This window comes from Ruegeria sp. BA12, assembly GCF_056539625.1.
This window is the reverse complement of record NZ_JBQFVF010000013.1, coordinates 35,101-55,869: the sequence shown is the minus strand read 5'-3', so window position 1 is coordinate 55,869 and position 20,769 is coordinate 35,101. Positions and strand designations below refer to the sequence as shown.

The following is a 20,769-nucleotide window of genomic DNA, read 5'->3' as shown; positions in this document are numbered from 1 at the left end:
ATCAGGCTGAAAAGATAGATTAGAATGTAACCGATGCCCGCACCGAATTGGCCAGAATTTAGAATCCCCAACGCCTCGGTCAAAACCATAGGAGCTATAAATCCCCCGACGGGTAGTGCTAGTATGACCGAAGCCGCGAATGTATCCACTCTAGGTAACGCATACCAACCCAACGCGAAACTTGAGGCGCCGATAGTCACAATTATTGCGGTGACTATGATCATTGGTTAAGCACCCCTCCCGTCCAAATACCGCCGCTTGGCCTCTTCCATCCGTCCCATCTCGCGAACGGCGTTTTCGATGGCGACCTCGTCGCTCTTGTCGGCATAGCGGAACTCGCTGTCGGCATAGCGGTTGATTTCCTGGATCACCATCTCGACCGTGATCGGCTGGCGTAGGTCCTCGATCATGGCCTTCTTGGTGTCGTAGTCGCGGAACAGGAACAGGTCGGGGTTTTCCATCCATTCGTCAGGCAGTTCGAAATCCATCGCGCGGACCTTGACCGCGTCGGTGATGTTCTTGATCGCGCGGCCAGTGAAGCGCTCATCCGCCTGCTGGATCGCCTTGAGGTAGCTGCCCAGCTTGGCGATCGTGTCCATCTGGCCGATATCGCCGGAGACCCGGTCATAGACCTGCAGCAGAGCATCCTCATGCGGGCGGGAATGGCTTTCGAAACTGGCGGCGACGGCCTTCTTGATCTCCTGCGCGGCATAGGCTTCGTGTTCGCCCAGCGGGATGTCGTGGTTGCGGCCCATCAGCAGGTGCAGGATGTCGATGTAATCCTCGCGCGTCTGCGGCCCGTCCACCAGAAACCGCGCGCCCGCACGCTGGCGCAGGGCGTCGTCTACATTCTCGGGGTAGTTCGAGAACATGCCGAAAGTGCAGTTACCGCGTACAACGGTGTTGGCGCCGGCAAAGCTCTCCATCAATACGGCGGTAATTTCCAGTTGCCCAGCTGACGACTGCCGATCACCGCGCTTGCCCGCCAGTTGGTCGATATCGTCGATGGTGCCAAACCCAATGACTGAGGGGTCGATGATCGTGTTGATAAACGCCTTGGCGTTCTGACCGGATTTGCCCTGATAGCTGTCGATATTGTCGGTGCTCAGGTTCTGATAGCGGAACGGATAGCCTGCGTTCTGACAGTAGTCATTGATCAGCCCGGCCATCATCTGGATCAGAGTGGTCTTGCCGGTGCCCGGTTTGCCGTCGCCCATGAAAGTAAAGATGAACCCACCCAGTTCGGCAAACGGGTTCAGGCGGCGGTCGAAGTCATAGGCCATCACCATCTTGGCCAGCTTCATCGCCTGATACTTGGCGATGTGGTTGCCAACCACCTCGTTCGGTTTCTTGAACGTCATGGTCAGGGTGGTGGATTTGGCCTTCGAGGCGGGTTCAAACCCTCGGATCGTCAGATCATCGGCCTCGATATGCCACGCGGCGTTGTGGAACGGGGCCAGATGACCAGCAGATTGCGCGCGCAGGGCGGCTTTTTCCATTAGCTGTTCAGCATAGGCGCTGGTGGCCGCGATCAGATAGGCATCGTCAGGGGCATGTTTGGCCAGCATCTGGTCCAGTTCCCACAATGCGCCATGCAGGGCGAGTTGACCGTTGTCGGTCAAGACCTCTTCGATCTCACCAATATCAGCAGTGGTTTCGCCAAGATGCGAGGACATCAGATAGGCTAAGGCATTGCCGAAAGTATGCGAGGTGATCAGCGCCTCAGCTGTCAGCAATTCCGAAAACTCGGTCTTGCGCGCGGCGGGCAAATCGCCCGCAAGGTTCGCGCGTTTCAGGTCTGCCAGCGGTGTCTGTTCGGCATAGGCTTCAGCCACCGCCAGCGCAATGGCAACCGCACGGCGGATTGCCTGCTGCGTAGTGGCTTGCGGCGGCGAGACCAGCGCATCGCCATCATCCGAAGCTTCGATCCGTTCAACCAGATGCACCCCGTCGGCCCGCACAGTACGCCTTGTCACTAGACCAGGGGTCGTGGACCGAAACCGCCGCCCCGTGGACACACCCGGTGAACGCTCGACCGTCGCATCAACCGCCTTCGCAATCCGCGGCGCGTGTTCAAACCCATTCAGCAAGGCGGTCGCCGCCGGATAATGTTTGCGTATATCCGCTTCACGCAATTCCATCTGATCAGACGTCAAATTCATCTCAACACCGCCCTTGCTTCATCTTTTCAAAAATACTCTCGCCGAAGGCGAAATCCTCAATATCTCAACACCTGCCCGGTCTTGCTAACGACGAACTTGCGCACGTCGGCAAATCCCGGCGGGTTGCGCTCGGCCAGCACCTGGAACGGGCGCTGGGGCAGGATGATGGATCGCTGCGTGCTCGTGGCGCCGGTCTCGGCCCCCTGCCCGCCGAACGGGTCCAAAGCGAAGACCTCGCGTTCGACGGTGGAAAACCACCCGGCGCGTTCTTCGATCACGTCTTCGCTTTCCAGCTCTTCCGTGGTCCAGGCCAGCGCCCAGTCCTGACCTTCGGGCGCCTGCGCGTCTTCCAGCACCTGCCGCAGTGGCCCGGATTGCTCGGTATAGGCCGAGGAATACATCGGGCCCACGTGGATGCGGCGCAGGTGTTTGGGGTGCAGGTCGTCGAAGTCCTGATCGAAACCTTTGGCGATGGTCACCAGTTTCAATCCACCCAAGGACTGCGCCATCAGATGCGCCTGCACTTCGGGCCAGCGGCGCTGATCCTTGGGCAGGGCCGTCTTGCCGCTGTCCTCAAGCTGCATCAGGTAGATGACCGGCAGGTTGATCTGGCTGTCATAGACCGCCCAGTGGATCATGAACTTGCGCCGCTCGCCTTCATTCCCGATCCAGTGGCATTCAGGATCGTTGCGGGACCAGAACAGCTGACCTTTCAGCAATTCCTCGTAATAGAGCCTTTGGGACAGTGCGAATTGCAGCTTGGTGGGGATTTCCTGTTCGCTGATGATGGTGCGCACCATGTCGGTTTTCAGGTCGTCCTCTGAGGGCATATTTGCCAGATGTACTTGCGCCTGCTGCGCGTCGTTGGCCATGGTCAGCAACTCCGCCGCCACGGGAAATCCGCTGTCGCGCTTGTCCATCGCAAGGCTGCCAAAAAAACGCCCCGTATCGCGCCCGACCAGCAGGTACTTCATGCTGAGCGCACGGAACGTGTAGAGCAGCCCCGAGAGGTAGCGCGACACGATCCGCACCTCTTGCTTGCTGATCGCGCCCTCGGCCTCCATCGTCGCAGCCACACGAAGGAGATGGACGGTGATTACCTCAAATTTGCGGAAATAGCGGCGCGAGGCGAAGGTGTCGGTCAGGCCGACATGGTCTTGGGTGGGGTTAGTCATTATCCACGCGCTCTTTTCTTTGTCGGCGGCCGAACAACTTCTGATCAAGCTGTTCAAGTTTGATCAGACCGTTGGCAAACAGAACGCAAAAGCAGAATGTCATCAATAGAACACCCGCTATCAATATAAGTTTAGCTATCAAAGAATCCGGGGTCCAATCAGCTGTCAGAAGAAGCAAAGTTAGGAACCCACCAAAGACAACAAAGAGAATCCCTATCCTGAACCTGTAGCGTATTCCTTTTGGCTTGCCTTTGGAACGGAACGTCACTGAAGCGCCTCACACCCCATACAAGTTCTTATCATGCTTCTCGACAATCGACGCGAACCGACGGGCAAAGCGTTCATCCGCCTTGGCCTTTTTCTCCAGCACGTCGCGGGCAAAGACCATGTGGTCCTCATGCGCCTCAAGCATGTCGGCCATCTTCTGGTTGGTCGCGGTGCCGATGGCGGCCATGGCGGTTTGCGCCTCTTGGTCGGTCTGCACGCCGATCTCGTTGATGCGGTGGGCCACGTCCTGCTGCTGCGCGGTTTTCAGCGATTTGGTCAGGGCGTCATACAGCACCACGCGCTGTTGCGTGTCTGTTTGCAGCTTGTTGATCAGCACCATCTGCGTCGCCGCCTGGTTCTGCAGGGAATCGACCCAGGTCTTGCCCTTTTCGATATAGCGCTCAAGCGTCTGGGACTTGGCCAGCTTGACCTGCTCTTCCTGAACCTTGGCGTTGTATTGCTTGTTCATCTCAGCCAGTTCGGTTTCCAGCTGGGTCCGCGCGGCGGCGTCCTGTTCGACGCTGATCTTGTTTTCCAGCGTGATGATGGCCGGGTCCATGCCCTGAATTTCAGCGCGCAAGGCTTCCAGTTCGGCCACGGTCGCCTCGCGGTCGTCCAGAGTGACGGTCAGGTTGTCCTCAACCTTTACCCGCTGCTCCTCCAACACCGACAACTGCCCTTCCAGCAGCTTGACGATCACGTCGGATTTGGCGATCAGGTCCTGCAGCTTGTCGTCGATATTGGCGGTGCGCATGCGCTCCTGCCGCATCGACTCGGATTTGGCTTTGGCAAAGATGCCGACAAACGATTCCCACCCGGTTTTCGATCGCATCTCGTCGAAATCCTTGGAAAACGCGTTGGTGACGTCATCCAGCCCCATGATCAGCTCGGCGATATTGGCGTTCATCACCTCGGTATGGGCATGCACGTCTTCAAGCGTGGCATTTTCGATGTCGATATCCGCCTCGGTGGTGCCGATCTTGGCGCGGGCGGCCTCAATCCGCGATGTCAGCCCTTCGATCTGTGATTGGCTTTCACGGACTTTCGCCTGAGTCTCTTCGATCAAGGCATCAAATTGATGGTTCGACATCTCTGCTATCCCTTTTTTCTTTATTTACCCAATAAGATAGGGAATGTTACGGGTGTTTACATCCCCTTGGGTCCAAATTTCCTCCAGACTTTGACAAACTCAGCCTGAAAAAGATAGGCGTGATGCACAGCCTTGAACTGAAGGTTATTTGATCAAATCTGGATTGACCCGCTGGCGATAGTGGACATAGACATTCCCGACCCCACCTGATTGGGTGCGTTGAACCAATTTTCTGCCGGAGGCTGACCCATGCTGGACGCGACAACCGATCTGAAATCCCTTCTGAAAAACCCTGACCTGCTGGTGACCAAAGCCTATATTGGCGGTCAGTGGGTGGATGGCGACAATGGCACCCTTGCGGTGACCAACCCGGCCCGCGGGGATGTGGTGGCCGAGGTTGCCGATGTCAGCCGGGCGCAGGTGGCAGGCGCCATCGCTCAGGCCGAGGCTGCGCAAAAAGAATGGGCCAAGCTGACCGGCAAAGAACGCGCTGCAATCCTGCGCCGCTGGTTCGACCTGATGATGGAAAACGCCGAGGATCTGGGCAAGATCCTGACCGCCGAACAAGGCAAGCCGCTGGCTGAAGCCGTGGGTGAAATTGCCTATGGTGCCTCGTTCATCGAATTCTTCGGCGAAGAGGCCAAGCGTGTGTATGGCGAGACCATCCCCGGCCATCAGCGCGACAAGCGGATCACCGTGCTGAAACAGCCCATCGGTGTGGCGGCTTCGATCACTCCGTGGAATTTCCCCAACGCAATGATCACGCGCAAGGCGGCCCCGGCGCTGGCCGCAGGTTGCGCCTTTGTGGCCCGTCCGGCGACGGAAACGCCGTTGTCAGCGCTGGTGCTGGCGCTGCTGGCGGAACAGGCGGGCGTACCTGCCGGCGTGTTCAACGTCGTGCCCTCGTCTCAGGCCAGCGAGATCGGCAAAGAGTTCTGCGAAAACCCCGGCGTGCGCAAGCTGACCTTTACAGGCTCGACCGAGGTGGGGCGCATCCTGCTGCGTCAGGCCGCCGATCAGGTCATGAAATGTTCGATGGAGCTGGGCGGCAATGCACCTTTCATTGTATTCGACGACGCCGATCTGGATGCGGCCGTCGAAGGCGCGATGATGTGCAAGTTCCGCAACAACGGCCAGACCTGTGTCTGCGCCAACCGCATCTATGTGCAGGCCGGTGTATACGACGAATTCGCGGCCAAGCTGAAAGCCGCAACCGAGGCCCTGCACGTCGGCGACGGCCTGAACCAGGGTATCACCACCGGCCCGCTGATCAGTGACGAGGCCGTCGCCAAGGTGCGCGAACACATCGCCGATGCCACGGAAAAAGGCGGCGTTATCCTGACCGGCGGCCTGCCGCATGATCTGGGCGGTACCTTCTTTCAGCCCACCATCGTCACCGGCGTGACGCAGGACATGAAGGTCGCGCAAGAGGAGACCTTTGGCCCGCTGGCCCCTCTGTTCAAGTTCGAGGACGAGGATGATGTCATCGCCATGGCCAATGACACGATCTTTGGTCTGGCTTCCTATTTCTATGCCAAGGACCTGAGCCGCGTCTACAAAGTGGCCGAGGCGCTGGAATACGGCATCGTGGGCGTGAACACCGGCATCATCTCAACCGAGCTGGGCCCGTTCGGCGGCGTCAAACAATCCGGCCTGGGTCGCGAAGGCAGCCATCACGGCATGGAAGACTATCTTGAGATGAAATACATCTGCATGTCGGTCTGATCCGTCGATATCCCATATTTGGATGCGCTTGCCACAAAAAAAGCGCATCCAAAGCATCACCATACTTCAGTGGGCGGTGCCGCCCGCGCCTCAGCAATACTCTGTTCTGGTCGATTGGGTCGGTGACCGAAGGAACCAACTTTCGACCCCTGCTTGGGGTCGGTTCCGCGAAATTATTTGTGGGACTTTTCTATTAATGTCTGTTTTGAGCCCTTATATACCTCGCTTCATTAAATAGATTTGAGAATTTCAGGAGGGTTCGAAGTTACGACATCAATCGTATGGTCAAGCGTGTTGATCTGATAGTGTATCAAATCTCCGGGAAATTCTGATGTCGCCCAAGTACTTCGTTCCACAAACTCCAAGTAAAATGATTTCGAGAAAACTCGAAGCCAACCCCCGACCGAAATTTCTTGATCGCCTTGTTGAGCAAACATTTCAGCAGTCACCGAATACGCAACGAAGTCATAAAAGCTTAAGCGCAACTCATCGCTTTCGGGCTTGATTTTAAGGGGATATACGCCGTCAATTCCGCCAACGCTTTCTGGTTCAGAGGCCTTTGTTGCGGCAGCTATGTCCACGACCAACAAGCTTTGATTGATGGTCTGAATCCGCTTGGTTTGCCAATTCTCGCTGCCGTTAGCCCAAACAACAGTCGGATGATCGTTAGTCTTCCAAAGGTCAGTCATTAAGTATCTCAACTACAGCGACTAAGAGACAGCCTATTTCACCCTAGTTGGCGGGAACCGAAACTAGCAACAGCAGTTTTGTCCGCATAGCGGCCACTAGCGAGCTTACAAACAACGCCCCGCGTCTGGAGGAACGCGGGGCGCATGGTGCGGCGGCCCAGAGAGGAGGAGACCGCCGCGGCGTGTGGGTCTACCGCCTTAGTTCACGGCTTTGGCGTCGACCACATCCTTTTCAATGGCATTGGCCGATGCGATCTCGATTCGGCGCGGTTTCAGGGCCTCGGGCACCTCGCGCTTCAGGTCGATGTTCAGCATGCCGTTTTCGTGGTTCGCGCCAGTAACACGCACGTGGTCGGCCAGTGCAAAGCGGCGCTCGAACGCGCGGGTGGCGATGCCACGGTGCAGATAGCTGCGCTCTTGGTCTTCGGCGGCTTTCTTACCGGCGACGATCAGCGCGTTTTCCTTCACTTCGACCGACAGGTCATTTTCCGAAAAACCGGCGACAGCGACCGAAATGCGATAGGTGTCGGCATCGGTTTTTTCGATGTTGTAAGGCGGATAGCTGGGCTGAGCCACGTCATTGGTCAGAACGCGGTCCATCATGTCTGCGATCTGGTCGAAACCAATGGTTGCGCGGTGCAGCGGTGCAAAATCAAAAGTACGCATGTGTCATATCCTCATATCTGAGCGATCTACGATTTGCCCTCCGTTCGGACGGGCGATTGAGTATGCCAGGCCCCGTTCACGGCGACCCGGTACAATTCACATGGGGAGCATTTCGAACGAGTTCAAGACCCGTCGGATGAGATGAATTTGGCACCGGAACTGGACTTGTCCGACCCCACCTGCAACCGGCGGATCTTGGCCTTGGGCTGGGGTGCATCTCGGCGCAGGTCAGCTTTCAAATCAGAAACGATCCCAGACAGTTCCATGCCATACCCGACCTTGCGCCGACCATCAAAACCACCCGCGGATACAACCGACAGAATCTGCCAGCGCGGTCCCTTTTTTGCCAGAATGGCCGACCCCGAAGACCCAAAGGTTACGTCACAGTCAAAGCTGATCAGCCCGCGACCGCGTTGAAGGATGCTGCACGAACGCTGGCGCGTAATTGCCTCGGATCGGCCTTGCCCGTAGGATGCAACGCTGATCTCGTTGTCGTTGATCCGTCCCTCGTACAACGCAAACGGATCGGCGACGCCGTGCGGGACCGGGGTATCCAGACGCATCAGCGCCACGTCGATGCGAACTCGCGGTGCCGAGACCGGCGCATTGGCCACAAAATCCGGATGGGTGGCGATCTGGATGACTTTGCGGTCGGCTAGAGAATTACCGTTGCTCAATCCGGCACGAAACGTCACTTCTCCGGGTTTATAGGGCCGGCCGGTGGCCTTATCCAACGCACAATGAGCCGCCGTCAGAACCAGATCCCGTGCAATCAGCGTGCCGGTGCAAAAGCCCTTATTGCCGATATCCAGGCGGCCCACCGCCTCCCAGCCATAAAGGTCGTCACGATCCGTCAGCTTGCGTTTTGCGGTTTGCGCATGGGATGCGGTCGACAAGACAGACAAGCATAACAATGTGCCCAGCAGAATTCGTATCATGGCTTGATGAACCTCGCGCCAATGTTTCTTTTGGATGTACCCTCAGGGGGCGCAGCCAGAAACCCGCGCCCAGCCGACAGTTCAGCTTGCAACAGGCGCAGCGACCCTTCGACCGGGGTACCGACGGCAACGCGCTGGCCGTTCAACTCGGCCTTGGCAGCCACCACGGACACGATGCGCGGGCGGTCACCCTCAAAGGAAAAAACCGGCGCGCCCGAAGAGCCGAACTCGACATCGCAGGACATCACCAGAACTTCTGACCGGCGGGTCATGACCGAGCAGACCTCTTGCAGCGCCGGGGCTTCGGCCCTGTCCTGCCCGTACGAGACAACGCCCACCTCTTCCCCACGACGGGGGCGATCGCCGGTTTCGAACGGGATCACAGTGGTGTTGCGAATGGGTTGCCACAGCTCGATCAGTGCAATGTCATTGCGCAACCGTGCCGTCGAAGTTTCGTTGTCATAGCGATAGTCCGGATGCACCACCGCCTGCCGCGCCGCACGATAGGCGGACGCGCGGCCCAGACGCCACGCGGCCAAAAACTCGACCCCGGACAGATCGATCCGCTGACCGGTTGTTTTGTCGTACAGGCAATGCGCGGCGGTCAGCACCAAAGTAGGTGAGATCAGCGTACCCGTGCAAAACCCCGATCCGTTTATATCCAGACGGCCAACGGCCATCCACGCCCGCCCGGCATCGGTGGTATCCAGGCTTTTTAGCCCACTATCCTGCGCCGCGGCCGCTATCGGCATCAATGCCAGCGCTAAAGCCCTGATCCAGTTTTGCAAGCGGTTCTCCGGCGTTGCTGTTGGATCACCTTCCTACGGTCGTGGTAGGGCGAAAATAGGGCAGCCGTGCCGGGTTTGGTTTCGTCCGAAAACTGATGCGCCGCTGCATCAACCAGGCTTATCTGAGGATCGGAATCTGTGCCCCATCACCCGATTGCAAGGCCCGTGGTTTGGGGCCACCGGTGGCCCAGTCCAACAATTCAACCGTGTGCAAAACGGGAATATCTGTACCCGAGCCGATTTGCATCATGCAACCAATATTGCCCGCCGCGATCATGTCGGGCTTCTTGGCCTCAAGCGTTTTCACTTTGCGCTGCTTCAACTGGCCCGAGATTTCCGGCTGCATCAGGTTATACGTACCAGCGCTGCCACAGCACAAATGGCTGTCAGCAGGCTCTAATACAGTGAATCCAGCCTTTTTCAACAAAGTCTTGGGATGAGTTTTGATCTGTTGCCCATGCTGCAGAGAGCATGCCGCGTGATAGGCAACGGTCAAGTTCTGGTTCGTACCTTCGGGAAGGTCCAGAAGCATCAGCAATTCGCTGACATCCATCGCGATATCCGCCACCCGCGCGGCGTCTTCTGCCAGCGGATCGTTTCGGAACATGTGCCCGTAATCCTTGACCGTCGTGCCGCAACCTGAGGTGTTGATAACAATGGCGTCCAGTCCACCGCCATCCATCTCGGCCGTCCAGGCCTTGATATTGGCTTGGGCCGCTTTGTGACTGTCGCCGGTCTTGCCCATGTGATGGGTCAGCGCGCCACAGCACCCGGCCCCGTTGGCCACCACAACCTCACACCCCAACCGAGTCAGCAGGCGAATGGTTGCGTCGTTAATATCGGTGTTCAGCGCCTTTTGCGCACAGCCCGTCATCAAAGCCACGCGTTTCTTGCGCGGTCCCTTGGACACAAAGCTTTGCGGTTCGTCATTTCGGCTGACCGGAGGGATATGCTTGGGCGCCATATCTAACATCGCCCGCAGCCGCGCATCCGGCATGAGGAAACGAAGCGGGCGACCCAGTTTCGCCCCTAGTAGCGCCCAGCGGAATCGTGTCGGGTAGGGCAGAATTTGCGCCAGTATCCAGCGCAGCGCACGATCACTGAAGGGGCGATCGTAATTCTGTTCGATATAGTCCCGCGCGTGATCAACCAGATGCATGTAATGCACGCCGGACGGACAAGTTGTCATACAGGCCAGGCAGGACAGACAACGATCGATGTGTCGTACCGTTTTTTCATCCGGCACACGCTCATTCTCAAGCATGTCCTTGATCAGATAGATACGTCCGCGCGGGCTGTCGAGTTCGTCGCCCAGTACCTGATAGGTGGGGCAGGTGGCAGTACAGAACCCGCAATGAACACAGCTGCGCAGAATTTCATTCGCGCGCTGGGTCGCCGGGTCCTTTAGCTGTTCTTCGGTAAATGTCGTCTGCATCAATTTATCCCATCAGGCCCGGATTGAAGAGGCCGCGTGGATCAAAACGCTGTCTTAATCCCTGTGTTAGAGCCTTAACTTCGACAGGTTCAGGCTGAAATTGACCCAAAGTTTCTATTGTATCTGCTCCAGCCCGTACCAGTGTTGCGTGGCCGTCAAATGCACCCAAACGTGCGCGCAGATCGGTTCCTTGTGAGACCCGCGCCCAGATCAAACCCCCGCCCCAATCGAACAAAAGCTGGTCCGCCGCCAGACTCCTCGAAACTTCGGGCGCGTCGCTTGGCTTGACCGAAATCCGCCAGACGTCGCCGTCTAGACCCTGAAACGGCTTAACATCACGCAGACCTTGCCACAGGTCCGCAGAATCCGGGATTTCTGTGACCTCACCAAATCTGGTCAATACTGATCTCAGCTGGCCAAAGCGATAGGACACCGAATCGGAAAACCCCTCGATCCGCAAATAGGTGCGCCCATCTTGAGGGTCATACGCGGCCCCGTTGACCTCAAATGGAGATTTCAGCGCTGCGGACATGGCTTGCACTGCGTCTTCAGCATCCGCGACCTGTACAGCCAAGGTCGCGGTGGATTCGGGCTTTGGCAGCACTTTCAGCGACACTTCGGTTAATATCCCCAACGTGCCCCAGGACCCTGCCATCAGTTTGACCACATCGTATCCGGTGACGTTTTTCATCACCCGGCCACCGTTCTTGATCACCTGCCCATTGCCATCGACATACCGCACACCCAGCAGGAAATCCCGGCAGGCCCCGGCTTGAATACGCCGTGGGCCCGAGATATTGGCCGCCACGACACCGCCGATGGTGGGCTCTCCGCCCGTGCCCAGCAGACCACGATGATCCATAGGCTCAAACGGCAATTGCTGGCCTTCTGCTTCCAGAGCGACCTCAATTTCGGCCAAGGGTGTGCCGGCCTGCGCCACAAGGGTCAGCGCGCCGGGCTCATAAAGGGATATGCCGCTTAGGTCCGCGGTGTGAATGGTTGCGTCTGGCCCGCCAATACCACGGGTGCCGCCACCGGCAATACGCACCGGATGGCTCAGTCCGGCCACCATTTCGGCCAGTTCGGTTTCCGTCTTGGGTTTCATCGCATATCTTTTGTGTTAGAGCCTTTTATTCAGCAGCCAGACGCACCTCGCGCCGGGATGCTGACGCGTCCAGAGGGAACACTTTGGCGGGGTTCAGCAACCATTTCGGATCAAACACATCCTTGATCGCCATCTGTGCTTCCAGGTCTTGCGGCGCGTATTGATGTGTCATCAAATCCCTCTTTTCCACGCCTACCCCGTGTTCACCCGTCAGGCAGCCGCCTACATCGACGCATAGCCGCAGAATGTCGGCGCCAAACGCCTCGCATTTCTCAAGATCACCGGGTTTGTTGGCGTCGAACAAGATCAGAGGGTGCATGTTACCATCACCCGCGTGGAACACATTGCCGACGGGCAGGCCGTAGTCTTGGCTCATCTCGCCGATCCGGCGCAACACTTCGGGCAGGGACGAGACCGGGATCGTACCGTCCAGACACATATAGTCGTTCATCTGCCCCATGGCCCCAAAGGCCGATTTCCGGCCCAACCAAATCTTGGCGCTTTCCTCAGGCGATTGGCTTTCGCGAATTTCCACCGGGTTATGGCGTTTGGCAATCTCGACGATCTTCGACAGCTGATAGTCGATCTCAGCCTCGGACCCTTCGACCTCGATGATCAGCAGCGCCGTGCAATCGGGATAGCCTGCTTTGGCAAAATTCTCACAAGCCCTGATGCACAGCGTGTCCATAAACTCGATCGCGACAGGCAGAATGCCCGATTTGATGATGTCCGAGACACAATGCCCAGCGACTTCGTTGTTGTCGAAGCCAATCAGAACCGGCCGGGCGCCCTCGGGTTTGCGCAGTATGCGAAGCGTTGCTGCGGTCACGACACCCAATTGCCCTTCCGAGCCGCAAATCACCCCCAGCAGGTCCAATCCACCTGCGTCCAGATGCGCGCCGCCGATCTCAACCACACTGCCGTCCATCAAAACCATGGTCACGCCCAGCAAGTTGTTGGTCGTCACACCGTATTTCAGGCAATGCGCCCCGCCGGAATTCATCGCGACATTGCCCGCGATGGCGCAGGCCAGTTGTGACGAAGGATCGGGTGCGTAAAAGAAGTCCTCTTCCTCAACGGCCCCGGTCACGCTCAGATTGGTGCGGCCGGTCTGAACGCGGATAAAGCGATTGTCATAATCGGTCTCCAACACCTCGTTCATGCGGGCGATGCCCAGAATGACGCAATCCGCCGTCGGCAATGCCCCGCCCGCCAGAGACGTGCCCGAACCGCGCGGCACCACCGGCACGCCTTCGGCATGGCAGATGCGCAGCACGTCCGAGACCTGTTGCGTGGTCGCCGGCAATACTGCCAGCATCGGAGGGCACTTGTACGCCGTCAGCGCATCGCATTCATACGCGAGGGTTTCAGCAGCATCATGGATCACGGCATCTTGGGGCAAAACCTCCAGCAATTGCTGCAAAACGGCGTCCCTGCGGCGCAGAATATCTGGGTTTGGCGTTGGCATGTCCATGGCGAGCCCTCCGATTTGGTAAAATGATATTACCAATTTCTACATCTGGCAAGTTCTCTTGGCCGCGCGTAGTGTCGCGATCATGACCTGGATTGAACGTGCCCTTGTGTTTTCACCGCTCGACTATGCGGCCATTGTGCTGCTGTTTTGTGCGTGGCAATGGATCGGCTGGCGGATCGACAATCCCTCACCGCGCAAGAATTCCGTCACGATGATGATGGATGATTTTCGCCGCAACTGGATGCACGAGATGGTAACGCGCCAACCGCGCATGTTTGATGCGCAGATGGTTGGCACCATGCGGCAGGGCAGCACGTTTTTCGCCTCGACCACGATGATTGCCATTGGCGGCGGGCTGGCCTTGCTGGGCAATACCGAACGTCTGGCCGGGGTGGCGCAGGATCTGGCCATAGGCAGCGCCCCGGCCTTGGTCTGGGAGATCAAGATTCTGATCGTACTGGCATTTCTGTCCAACGCGTTTCTGAAGTATGTCTGGGCGCATCGCCTGTTCGGCTATTGTGGTGTGCTGATGGCCGCCGTGCCCAATGACCCCGAAGACCCGCAGGCCTATCCCCGCGCTGCGCAAGCCGCCGAGATCTGCGTCACCGCCGCACGCAGCTTTAACCGTGCCCTTCGGGCGACCTATTTTGCGCTGGCCTCGGTGACATGGATATTGGGGCCGGTTGCCCTGATCATCGGCACCACCGTCACCTTTGGCGTGTTATACCGGCGGGAATTTGCCTCGCATTCACGATCGATCCTGATGGACCTGCCACCCAACACAGGTTCGTGATGACGCGGGTGCGTCGCACACCCTATGGTCAGCGCATGCGATACCTGATTCTCAGCGCCTTTCTGGCCAGCCCTGCCCTTGCCGATCCGTCGGTGATCGAGAATGTCTCAGCCCGTCAGAGCGGCGATACATGGCGATTCGACGTGACGATCCGCCATCCCGATACCGGCTGGGATCATTACGCTGATGGCTGGCGCGTGCTGGATATGGACGGCAGCGAACTGGGGATGCGCGTGCTGCATCATCCGCATGAGAATGAGCAGCCCTTTACCCGGTCGCTAAGCGGTGTGGCCATTCCCGAAGGTGCCACACAGGTTCAGATTCAGGCACGCTGCAATGTTGATGGTTGGAACGAAGACACTACGGTCGTTGATCTGAACTGAGGCTCAGAACACGCCCAGAGTCAGACCCGCAGCCAAAGCAGCACCAATCTCGCGGCATTGGTCCAATTGGTCGTCTGGAACAGTCTTTTCCGCCAAAATCGCCTCGGGCGTTTGCGCATGGGTGCAGATGATCAGTGGCGGTTGCACCTCTTTCAACCGCCAGCCAGTTGCGATCCGGGCGATTTGGCGCGCGGCGTTCTCGCCATCGGACCCAGCGCACACCATCTGGGCATAGGGACGGCCTTCGATCTTGCCCAGTACGGGATAATAGCTGCGGTCGAAAAACTCTTTCATCAAACCCGAAATCGCGGCCAGATTCTCGGGCGCGCAGAACAGGTAACCATCGGCGCGAAGGAGATCGTCCGGTCCGGCCTGATCGGCGGGTTTCAGGATGGTTTCGGCCTCATCCTGCGCGGCCTCAGCCGCGGCTTCGGCCATTTGCCGGGCGCCGCCGGTGCGCGAATGGTAGACGATCAAAAGCTGCGCCATGTCAGACCCGGTGGTAAGGGCCGCCCGACAGGATGGTTGCAGCCCGGTACATTTGCTCGGCCAGCATCACACGGACCAGCATATGGGGCCAGACCATTGACCCGAATGAGATAGAAAAATCGGCCTCGTCCCGCAGATTAGGGTCTATTCCGTCCGCCCCGCCAATGATCAGCGCCAAATCCTGACGCCCGGCATCGCGCCATCCGCCCAGTTTCTTGGCAAAATCCGGCGAGGACATCACCCGCCCGCGTTCGTCCAGGGTGCAGATCACAGCCCCCTTGGGCAGTGCCTTGCGCAGCAGCGCACCTTCGGCCCCCATGCCTGCGTTTTTCTTGTCCTCAACCTCGATCACACGTGCAGGACCAAGGCCCAGTGCGCGGCCGGTCCGGTCAAATCGGGTCAGGTAATCGTCAAGCAGGGTCTTCTCCGGTCCGGCACGCAATCGCCCGACCGCACAAATGCTTATACGCATATTTCTCTCGCCGCCGGCCTGTTAATGCAGGCCGGGATGGCGCCTCAGTTCGCCGAGGCGCTGCCGCCCTGAGGCAGCCACATCTTTTCCAGCTGATAGAATTCACGCACTTCGGGGCGGAAGATATGGACGATCACGTCGCCCGTATCGATCAACACCCAGTCGCCGGCATCTTTGCCTTCGACCTTCGAAGTGAAACCGAATTCCTGCTTGATGCGATCCGTCAGCTTTTCCGCCATGGCCGAGACCTGACGGGTCGACCGACCCGAGGCAATCACCATGTGATCCGCAACCGAGGACTTGCCTTGCAGGTTGATCTGCACGACATCTTCGGCCTTGTCATCGGAAAGTGAGGAAAGGATACGTTCAAGCAGCTTGTCGCTGATTGACTGAGAGTGAGCCATTACATTGGCCCGGTCATCGGCGGGCAAACCCGCCTGGGTATGTAGAGACAGAACATAGTCCTCCTTTGCTGCGCGCCGTAAAACCCCGGCGCCGGGGTACTAATAAGGTAACAAGGGGAATGCAACATTTCAATGAAACGCCGCTATGCGGGGCGCACAGGGGATCACTCTTTGGCGACCTGTTGCGTGGCTGCGTCGGACAACAACCGAACCTCGCGCTGGGGGAAGGGGATGGAAATACCTTTGGATTTAAACGCATCCCACAGGGCCAGATAGACATTGCCGCGGATATTGGTCAGGCCCTTGGTCGGGTCACTGATCCAGAACCGCAGGACGTAATCCACGCTGCTGTCACCAAACCCGGTGATGTGGCAGACCGGCTCGTGCTTACCGCCACTTAACACGCGCGTCACGGATTTGACCGCACCGATGGCCGTTGCACGGACATTATGCGGGTCGTCGTCGTAGCTGGTGCCGAACTCCAGGTCCAATCGCACGAATTTGTCGGAATGCGACCAGTTCACCACCTGATTGGTGATCAGATCCTCGTTCGGAATCAGGTATTCCCGCCCGTCCCGCGTCACGACCGAGACATAACGAGCGCCCAGCGCATTGATCCAGCCGAACGTGTCGCCCAACGAGATCACGTCGCCCGGCTTGATCGACCGGTCCATCAGGATGATGATCCCGGATATCAGGTTGGACACCACCTTTTGCAGCCCGAACCCGATCCCCACACCAATCGCACCGGACAGCAGCGCAATACCGGTCAGGTCAAACCCAAGCGTGCGGATGGCTGCCAGAAAGACAGCGCCATACAGCAGCACCTGAATGCCCTTGGCCAACAACACCTGCATGGATGGGGTGATGTCGTCATTGTTCATCAGCCCCCGCTCGGCCGCGCGGGTGCCAATACGGGCCAGCGTCAGCAAAATACCGATCAGCAGAACCGCCTTGATGATCCCCAGCGCCGAGATGTGCAGATCGCCAATGGAAATCGCTACCCCGTCCAGAAAATCGGCCACGTCATCGGTCAGATTCAGCGCAATCAGCGTTGCATAGACCCACATGGCCCATTTGAATATCCGCCGCAGGGTCCGGTTGCGCACCAGCCGCGCCACCAGGGCAATGGCCAGCCACGCCAAGGCCAAAGTCGCAAAAACGCCGATAATGTAACTGCGCGACGGCCAGGTGACTTGCTGCATCAACAGATACAACGCCCAGGACATCACCACGAAATAAACCAGCGTCAGGCGCTGCATTAACTGCACCAATGTACGCAGCCGCCATTTCGGCCAGCCCGAGCGGGACCGGGCCCAGGTCTCCCACCGGCCTTGCGTTGCCAATTTCAAAAGGAGGGCCAACCCCCAAAGAACAACAATGATGACCAACTGGTGCTGTCGCCAACCGGGGGTGACAATTAGTTCGACAAGGTTTTCGAATTGCACGGAAAAGCCCGCGACCATGTTTTCATAAAGGTCCGACAGCGAGCTGGGGATCAGGTCCTGATTCATGGTTCCAGCTTGGACAGCGTTGCTCAATGATGCAAGTCTGACACCGGATTGAACCTTGATTGACAGCAAAGCCCGATATATCTGGTGCGCATGAGACTCAATCTGGCCCCTGCACCGACGTTGCAAGACCGCACGCGCCTGCGTGAACGGTTCTTTGGGGCCGCCCGCACGGTTCTGGCCCGCCTATAAGGCGCGTCCAGCCACTCGCCAGCTATTTCTCATTTAAATACGGGAGAGGACCAATGTCCCCCAAAACACTCTATGACAAAATCTGGGATGCCCATGTCGCGCACGAAGCCGATGATGGCACCTGCCTGCTGTATATCGACCGCCACCTGGTTCACGAAGTGACCAGCCCGCAGGCGTTCGAAGGCCTGCGCATGGCGGGCCGCAAGGTGCGCGCCCCGGAAAAAACCATCGCCGTGCCGGATCATAACGTTCCGACTACACCGGACCGCGTGAACGGGATCGAAAACCCGGAATCGCGCATTCAGGTCGAAGCGTTGGACAAGAACGCCAAGGATTTCGGCATTCACTATTACCCAGTGCATGACGTCCGTCAGGGCATCGTGCATATCGTCGGCCCGGAACAGGGCTGGACCCTGCCCGGCATGACCGTTGTGTGCGGCGACAGCCACACCGCCACCCATGGCGCGTTTGGCGCGCTGGCCCACGGTATCGGCACGTCTGAGGTCGAGCATGTTCTGGCCACACAGACTCTGATCCAGAAGAAATCCAAGAACATGAAGGTCGAGATCACCGGCAAATTGCAGCCAGGCGTGACCGCCAAGGACATCACTCTGGCCGTGATTGGTGAGACCGGTACGGCTGGCGGCACCGGCTATGTCATCGAGTATTGTGGCGAAGCGATCCGTGATCTGTCGATGGAAGGTCGCATGACCGTCTGCAACATGGCCATCGAAGGTGGCGCCCGGGCGGGCCTGATAGCGCCGGACGAAACGACGTTTGAATATGTCAAAGGTCGCCCGCACGCTCCTAAAGGTGCGCAATGGGAAGCGGCTTTGAACTGGTGGAAAACGCTCTACACCGACGAAGACGCGCATTTTGACAAGGTTATCACTCTGCGCGGCGAAGACATTGCGCCAGTCGTCACATGGGGCACCAGCCCCGAAGACGTCCTGCCGATCACCGCAACCGTGCCGAACCCTGAGGATTTCGAAGGCGGCAAGGTCGAGGCGGCCCGCCGCTCGATCGAATATATGGGCCTGGAAGCCGGCCAAAAGCTGAGCGATGTGGAAATCGACACCGTCTTTATCGGGTCCTGCACCAATGGCCGGATCGAAGACCTGCGCGCTGCCGCCGAAATTCTGAAGGGCAAAAAGATCAAAGATGGTCTGCGGGCCATGATCGTTCCCGGCTCGGGCCTGGTGCGCGCGCAGGCCGAAGAAGAGGGTCTTGCGGATATCTTCAAAGCAGCAGGCTTTGAATGGCGTCTGGCTGGGTGTTCGATGTGCCTGGCGATGAATCCGGATCAGCTGGCACCGGGGGAACGCTGTGCCGCGACTTCAAACCGCAACTTTGAAGGCCGTCAGGGCCGTGGCGGACGCACCCACCTGCTGAGCCCGGCAATGGCTGCCGCGGCGGCAATCACGGGACGGCTGACAGACGTCCGTGAATTGATGTAAGGTCCCCTCATATCTAGATATTTGAGGGATTGAACACATGAGTGACTGGATCAAATGGTTCCTACTGGGGCTGCTGTCGATAGCATTTGGCGTCTTTGCGCTGGGCAATGCGATTGCAGCTTCAGTTGCGGTGACGGTGGTGACCGGGGTGTTGCTGCTGATTGCAGGCGCGTTGCAGGTTGTCGGCGGGTTCACCGTCGAAGGCACCGGCAACAAGATCCTGTCTCTCATCATGGGTGTGGTGATGCTGTTTCTGGGCTGGTCTTTCCTGGATCACCCGCTGCAGGGGACCTTGACCTTGGCGACGGTGATGCTGGTTCTGTTTATGGCAGGTGGCATCGCGCGGGTCATTCTGTCGTTCCAAATGAAAGGAACGCAGTTTTTCTGGCCCACGATGATCTCGGGCATCTTGTCGATCGTCCTCGCCGCTATCATCTGGACGTATGTGGGCAAGGAACCCCAGGCTCTGCTGAGCATTCTGGGGATCTTCCTGGGCATTGAGATGCTGTTCAACGGGTTCGGATTGGTCTTCATGGCGCTCTTCATCAAGAACGCACCCAAAGACGAAACAATAGAAGCGAAACAGGCTTAAACGCGGGGCACGGGCGCAGCCTTCTCCCGCAGGAGTGTGAACATGGAAAAGTTTGACAAAGTCCACGGGGTGGCTGCCCCAATGCCACTGATCAATATCGACACCGATATGATCATTCCGAAAGTGCATCTGAAAACCATTAAACGGTCCGGCCTTGGCGTCGTGCTGTTTGATGAGATGCGCTATCACGATGACGGGCAGGAGAACGAAGAATTCGTCCTGAACCAACCCGCCTATCGTGAAACCGAGATTCTGGTGGCAGGCGACAATTTCGGCTGCGGCTCGTCCCGCGAGCACGCGCCCTGGGCAATCAAGGATTTCGGCATCAAGGTGGTGATCTCGACCAGCTTTGCCGACATCTTCTACAACAACTGCTTCAAGAACGGCATTCTGCCGATCGTGGTCGAAGAAGAACATCACGCGCTGCTGATGGAAGATGCCCATAAGGGTCAGAACGCCCGCATGACCGTGCATCTGGAAGATCAGCAGATCACAACATCGGATGGCGTCGTGATCGAGTTTGACGTCGACCCACACCGCAAACACTGCCTGCTGAACGGTTTGGACGATATTGGCCTCACGATGGAAAAAGACCATCACATCGACAAATTCGAGGATCACGCAGGCCAGGCCCGCCCCTGGGTGTGATTCTGTGGATGAATCTGTGGACACTCAACCTAATGGGGTCGCTTCGGCGGCCCCATTCGCATTCTTGGGGTTAAAAGCTCGAGAACCACAAGATGTAGGTATCAAATTGAGATACACGTCGGATTTGCGTCGAAAATGATGCAATCCCGCACCAGTTGCGCCATCATTTTGCCCGAAAGTACGTGTTTTCTGCACCCTGGCTTGAGCGAAATGTCGCTTATCGTCAATGTTGGCGAGACAGAGGCATCCGTCAAATAATTACGCGGCGGGCACAAGTTGGAACGTAAGTCGGCACAGAATCGGCTACTCCGGTT

At 57.9% G+C, this 20,769-nt stretch carries 21 protein-coding genes; 7 read left to right on the top strand and 14 right to left on the bottom strand.

Annotated elements, in window-relative coordinates:
• Positions 1-227 precede the first annotated feature (227 nt).
• From ACR0B0_RS19235 to ACR0B0_RS19225, 3 genes are all read right to left on the bottom strand, one after another.
• Positions 228-2,162 (bottom strand): AAA family ATPase, encoded by a 1,935-nt coding sequence (locus ACR0B0_RS19235; RefSeq protein WP_170351874.1) that lies wholly within the window; start codon positions 2,160-2,162, stop codon positions 228-230.
• Positions 2,163-2,218: 56 nt separating this feature from the next.
• A complete protein-coding gene (locus ACR0B0_RS19230; protein ID WP_170552300.1) occupies positions 2,219-3,337 on the bottom strand; it encodes a hypothetical protein in 1,119 nt (372 codons plus the stop codon).
• Positions 3,338-3,614: 277 nt separating this feature from the next.
• Positions 3,615-4,694 carry a hypothetical protein gene (locus ACR0B0_RS19225; protein WP_480649161.1) on the bottom strand — a complete coding sequence of 360 codons (1,080 nt, stop codon included), beginning with the start codon at positions 4,692-4,694 and terminating at the stop codon, positions 3,615-3,617.
• A gap of 249 nt (positions 4,695-4,943) precedes the next feature.
• Between ACR0B0_RS19225 and ACR0B0_RS19220 the strand changes: the two genes are divergently transcribed.
• Entirely contained in the window at positions 4,944-6,419 is a 1,476-nt protein-coding gene (locus ACR0B0_RS19220) for an NAD-dependent succinate-semialdehyde dehydrogenase (protein WP_170361865.1), read from the top strand.
• A gap of 230 nt (positions 6,420-6,649) precedes the next feature.
• Here the strand turns inward: ACR0B0_RS19220 and ACR0B0_RS19215 are convergent, their stop codons facing one another.
• From ACR0B0_RS19215 to ACR0B0_RS19185, 7 genes are all read right to left on the bottom strand, one after another.
• Positions 6,650-7,108 carry a hypothetical protein gene (locus tag ACR0B0_RS19215; protein WP_480649159.1) on the bottom strand — a complete coding sequence of 153 codons (459 nt, stop codon included), beginning with the start codon at positions 7,106-7,108 and terminating at the stop codon, positions 6,650-6,652.
• Between the two features lie 198 nt (positions 7,109-7,306).
• Positions 7,307-7,774, bottom strand: coding sequence for an Hsp20 family protein (locus ACR0B0_RS19210; protein ID WP_170351869.1), 468 nt, complete (start codon positions 7,772-7,774; stop codon positions 7,307-7,309).
• A 122-nt stretch (positions 7,775-7,896) separates the two neighbouring features.
• Positions 7,897-8,712, bottom strand: coding sequence for a trypsin-like serine peptidase (locus ACR0B0_RS19205; RefSeq protein ID WP_170379321.1), 816 nt, complete (start codon positions 8,710-8,712; stop codon positions 7,897-7,899).
• Positions 8,709-9,500, bottom strand: a complete 792-nt coding sequence (locus ACR0B0_RS19200; protein WP_254428605.1) for a trypsin-like serine peptidase — start codon at positions 9,498-9,500, stop codon at positions 8,709-8,711. The genes ACR0B0_RS19205 and ACR0B0_RS19200 overlap by 4 nt, the downstream gene beginning before the upstream one ends.
• A gap of 118 nt (positions 9,501-9,618) precedes the next feature.
• Complete coding sequence (gene glcF / locus ACR0B0_RS19195; RefSeq protein WP_480649156.1) at positions 9,619-10,935, bottom strand: glycolate oxidase subunit GlcF; 1,317 nt, start codon at positions 10,933-10,935, stop codon at positions 9,619-9,621.
• A 4-nt stretch (positions 10,936-10,939) separates the two neighbouring features.
• On the bottom strand, positions 10,940-12,040 hold the full coding sequence (locus ACR0B0_RS19190; protein WP_480649154.1) for an FAD-binding protein: 1,101 nt from the start codon (positions 12,038-12,040) through the stop codon (positions 10,940-10,942).
• Between the two features lie 25 nt (positions 12,041-12,065).
• On the bottom strand, positions 12,066-13,514 hold the full coding sequence (locus tag ACR0B0_RS19185) for an FAD-linked oxidase C-terminal domain-containing protein (RefSeq protein WP_480649152.1): 1,449 nt from the start codon (positions 13,512-13,514) through the stop codon (positions 12,066-12,068).
• Positions 13,515-13,596: 82 nt separating this feature from the next.
• Between ACR0B0_RS19185 and ACR0B0_RS19180 the strand changes: the two genes are divergently transcribed.
• Both ACR0B0_RS19180 and ACR0B0_RS19175 read left to right on the top strand, forming a co-directional pair.
• The gene (locus ACR0B0_RS19180) at positions 13,597-14,307 is read left to right on the top strand and encodes a DUF599 domain-containing protein (RefSeq protein ID WP_170361859.1); all 711 of its coding nucleotides are present in this window, start codon (positions 13,597-13,599) and stop codon (positions 14,305-14,307) included.
• Positions 14,308-14,342: 35 nt separating this feature from the next.
• The gene (locus ACR0B0_RS19175) at positions 14,343-14,690 is read left to right on the top strand and encodes a hypothetical protein (RefSeq protein WP_480649150.1); all 348 of its coding nucleotides are present in this window, start codon (positions 14,343-14,345) and stop codon (positions 14,688-14,690) included.
• 3 nt (positions 14,691-14,693) lie between these two features.
• Here ACR0B0_RS19175 and ACR0B0_RS19170 read toward each other — a convergent pair whose 3' ends face one another.
• The 4 genes from ACR0B0_RS19170 to ACR0B0_RS19155 all read right to left on the bottom strand — a co-directional run bounded on the left by ACR0B0_RS19170 (position 14,694) and on the right by ACR0B0_RS19155 (position 17,569).
• Positions 14,694-15,179, bottom strand: a complete 486-nt coding sequence (locus tag ACR0B0_RS19170) for a flavodoxin family protein (protein WP_170351862.1) — start codon at positions 15,177-15,179, stop codon at positions 14,694-14,696.
• Between the two features lies 1 nt (position 15,180).
• Complete coding sequence (rlmH, locus tag ACR0B0_RS19165; protein WP_480649148.1) at positions 15,181-15,651, bottom strand: 23S rRNA (pseudouridine(1915)-N(3))-methyltransferase RlmH; 471 nt, start codon at positions 15,649-15,651, stop codon at positions 15,181-15,183.
• Positions 15,652-15,695: 44 nt separating this feature from the next.
• Entirely contained in the window at positions 15,696-16,055 is a 360-nt protein-coding gene (gene rsfS / locus ACR0B0_RS19160) for a ribosome silencing factor (RefSeq protein WP_058276550.1), read from the bottom strand.
• A gap of 164 nt (positions 16,056-16,219) precedes the next feature.
• Positions 16,220-17,569 (bottom strand): mechanosensitive ion channel family protein, encoded by a 1,350-nt coding sequence (locus ACR0B0_RS19155; protein WP_170351860.1) that lies wholly within the window; start codon positions 17,567-17,569, stop codon positions 16,220-16,222.
• A 90-nt stretch (positions 17,570-17,659) separates the two neighbouring features.
• On the opposite strand from ACR0B0_RS19155, the gene ACR0B0_RS19150 reads away from it, so the two are divergent.
• The 4 genes from ACR0B0_RS19150 to leuD are packed head-to-tail and all read left to right on the top strand — an operon-like array spanning position 17,660 to position 20,455.
• Positions 17,660-17,758: an isopropylmalate isomerase gene (locus ACR0B0_RS19150; protein ID WP_170351859.1), complete on the top strand. Its 99-nt coding sequence runs from the start codon at positions 17,660-17,662 to the stop codon at positions 17,756-17,758.
• 53 nt (positions 17,759-17,811) lie between these two features.
• The gene (gene leuC, locus ACR0B0_RS19145) at positions 17,812-19,215 is read left to right on the top strand and encodes a 3-isopropylmalate dehydratase large subunit (protein ID WP_170413102.1); all 1,404 of its coding nucleotides are present in this window, start codon (positions 17,812-17,814) and stop codon (positions 19,213-19,215) included.
• 37 nt (positions 19,216-19,252) lie between these two features.
• Positions 19,253-19,807: an HdeD family acid-resistance protein gene (locus ACR0B0_RS19140; protein ID WP_170351857.1), complete on the top strand. Its 555-nt coding sequence runs from the start codon at positions 19,253-19,255 to the stop codon at positions 19,805-19,807.
• A 42-nt stretch (positions 19,808-19,849) separates the two neighbouring features.
• Positions 19,850-20,455 (top strand): 3-isopropylmalate dehydratase small subunit, encoded by a 606-nt coding sequence (leuD, locus tag ACR0B0_RS19135; protein ID WP_170351856.1) that lies wholly within the window; start codon positions 19,850-19,852, stop codon positions 20,453-20,455.
• Positions 20,456-20,769: the final 314 nt, after the last annotated feature.

Bases quoted from the DNA above. Each gene is read 5' to 3' on its own strand.
- ACR0B0_RS19235 (WP_170351874.1), bottom strand. From the start codon at position 2,162: ATGAATTTGACGTCTGATCAGATGGAATTGCGTGAAGCGGATATACGC.
- ACR0B0_RS19230 (WP_170552300.1), bottom strand. From the start codon at position 3,337: ATGACTAACCCCACCCAAGACCATGTCGGCCTGACCGACACCTTCGCC.
- ACR0B0_RS19225 (WP_480649161.1), bottom strand. From the start codon at position 4,694: ATGTCGAACCATCAATTTGATGCCTTGATCGAAGAGACTCAGGCGAAA.
- ACR0B0_RS19220 (WP_170361865.1), top strand. From the start codon at position 4,944: ATGCTGGACGCGACAACCGATCTGAAATCCCTTCTGAAAAACCCTGAC.
- ACR0B0_RS19215 (WP_480649159.1), bottom strand. From the start codon at position 7,108: ATGACTGACCTTTGGAAGACTAACGATCATCCGACTGTTGTTTGGGCT.
- ACR0B0_RS19210 (WP_170351869.1), bottom strand. From the start codon at position 7,774: ATGCGTACTTTTGATTTTGCACCGCTGCACCGCGCAACCATTGGTTTC.
- ACR0B0_RS19205 (WP_170379321.1), bottom strand. From the start codon at position 8,712: ATGATACGAATTCTGCTGGGCACATTGTTATGCTTGTCTGTCTTGTCG.
- glcF (WP_480649156.1), bottom strand. From the start codon at position 10,935: ATGCAGACGACATTTACCGAAGAACAGCTAAAGGACCCGGCGACCCAG.
- ACR0B0_RS19190 (WP_480649154.1), bottom strand. From the start codon at position 12,040: ATGAAACCCAAGACGGAAACCGAACTGGCCGAAATGGTGGCCGGACTG.
- ACR0B0_RS19185 (WP_480649152.1), bottom strand. From the start codon at position 13,514: ATGGACATGCCAACGCCAAACCCAGATATTCTGCGCCGCAGGGACGCC.
- ACR0B0_RS19180 (WP_170361859.1), top strand. From the start codon at position 13,597: ATGACCTGGATTGAACGTGCCCTTGTGTTTTCACCGCTCGACTATGCG.
- ACR0B0_RS19175 (WP_480649150.1), top strand. From the start codon at position 14,343: ATGCGATACCTGATTCTCAGCGCCTTTCTGGCCAGCCCTGCCCTTGCC.
- ACR0B0_RS19170 (WP_170351862.1), bottom strand. From the start codon at position 15,179: ATGGCGCAGCTTTTGATCGTCTACCATTCGCGCACCGGCGGCGCCCGG.
- rlmH (WP_480649148.1), bottom strand. From the start codon at position 15,651: ATGCGTATAAGCATTTGTGCGGTCGGGCGATTGCGTGCCGGACCGGAG.
- rsfS (WP_058276550.1), bottom strand. From the start codon at position 16,055: ATGGCTCACTCTCAGTCAATCAGCGACAAGCTGCTTGAACGTATCCTT.
- ACR0B0_RS19155 (WP_170351860.1), bottom strand. From the start codon at position 17,569: ATGAATCAGGACCTGATCCCCAGCTCGCTGTCGGACCTTTATGAAAAC.
- ACR0B0_RS19150 (WP_170351859.1), top strand. From the start codon at position 17,660: ATGAGACTCAATCTGGCCCCTGCACCGACGTTGCAAGACCGCACGCGC.
- leuC (WP_170413102.1), top strand. From the start codon at position 17,812: ATGTCCCCCAAAACACTCTATGACAAAATCTGGGATGCCCATGTCGCG.
- ACR0B0_RS19140 (WP_170351857.1), top strand. From the start codon at position 19,253: ATGAGTGACTGGATCAAATGGTTCCTACTGGGGCTGCTGTCGATAGCA.
- leuD (WP_170351856.1), top strand. From the start codon at position 19,850: ATGGAAAAGTTTGACAAAGTCCACGGGGTGGCTGCCCCAATGCCACTG.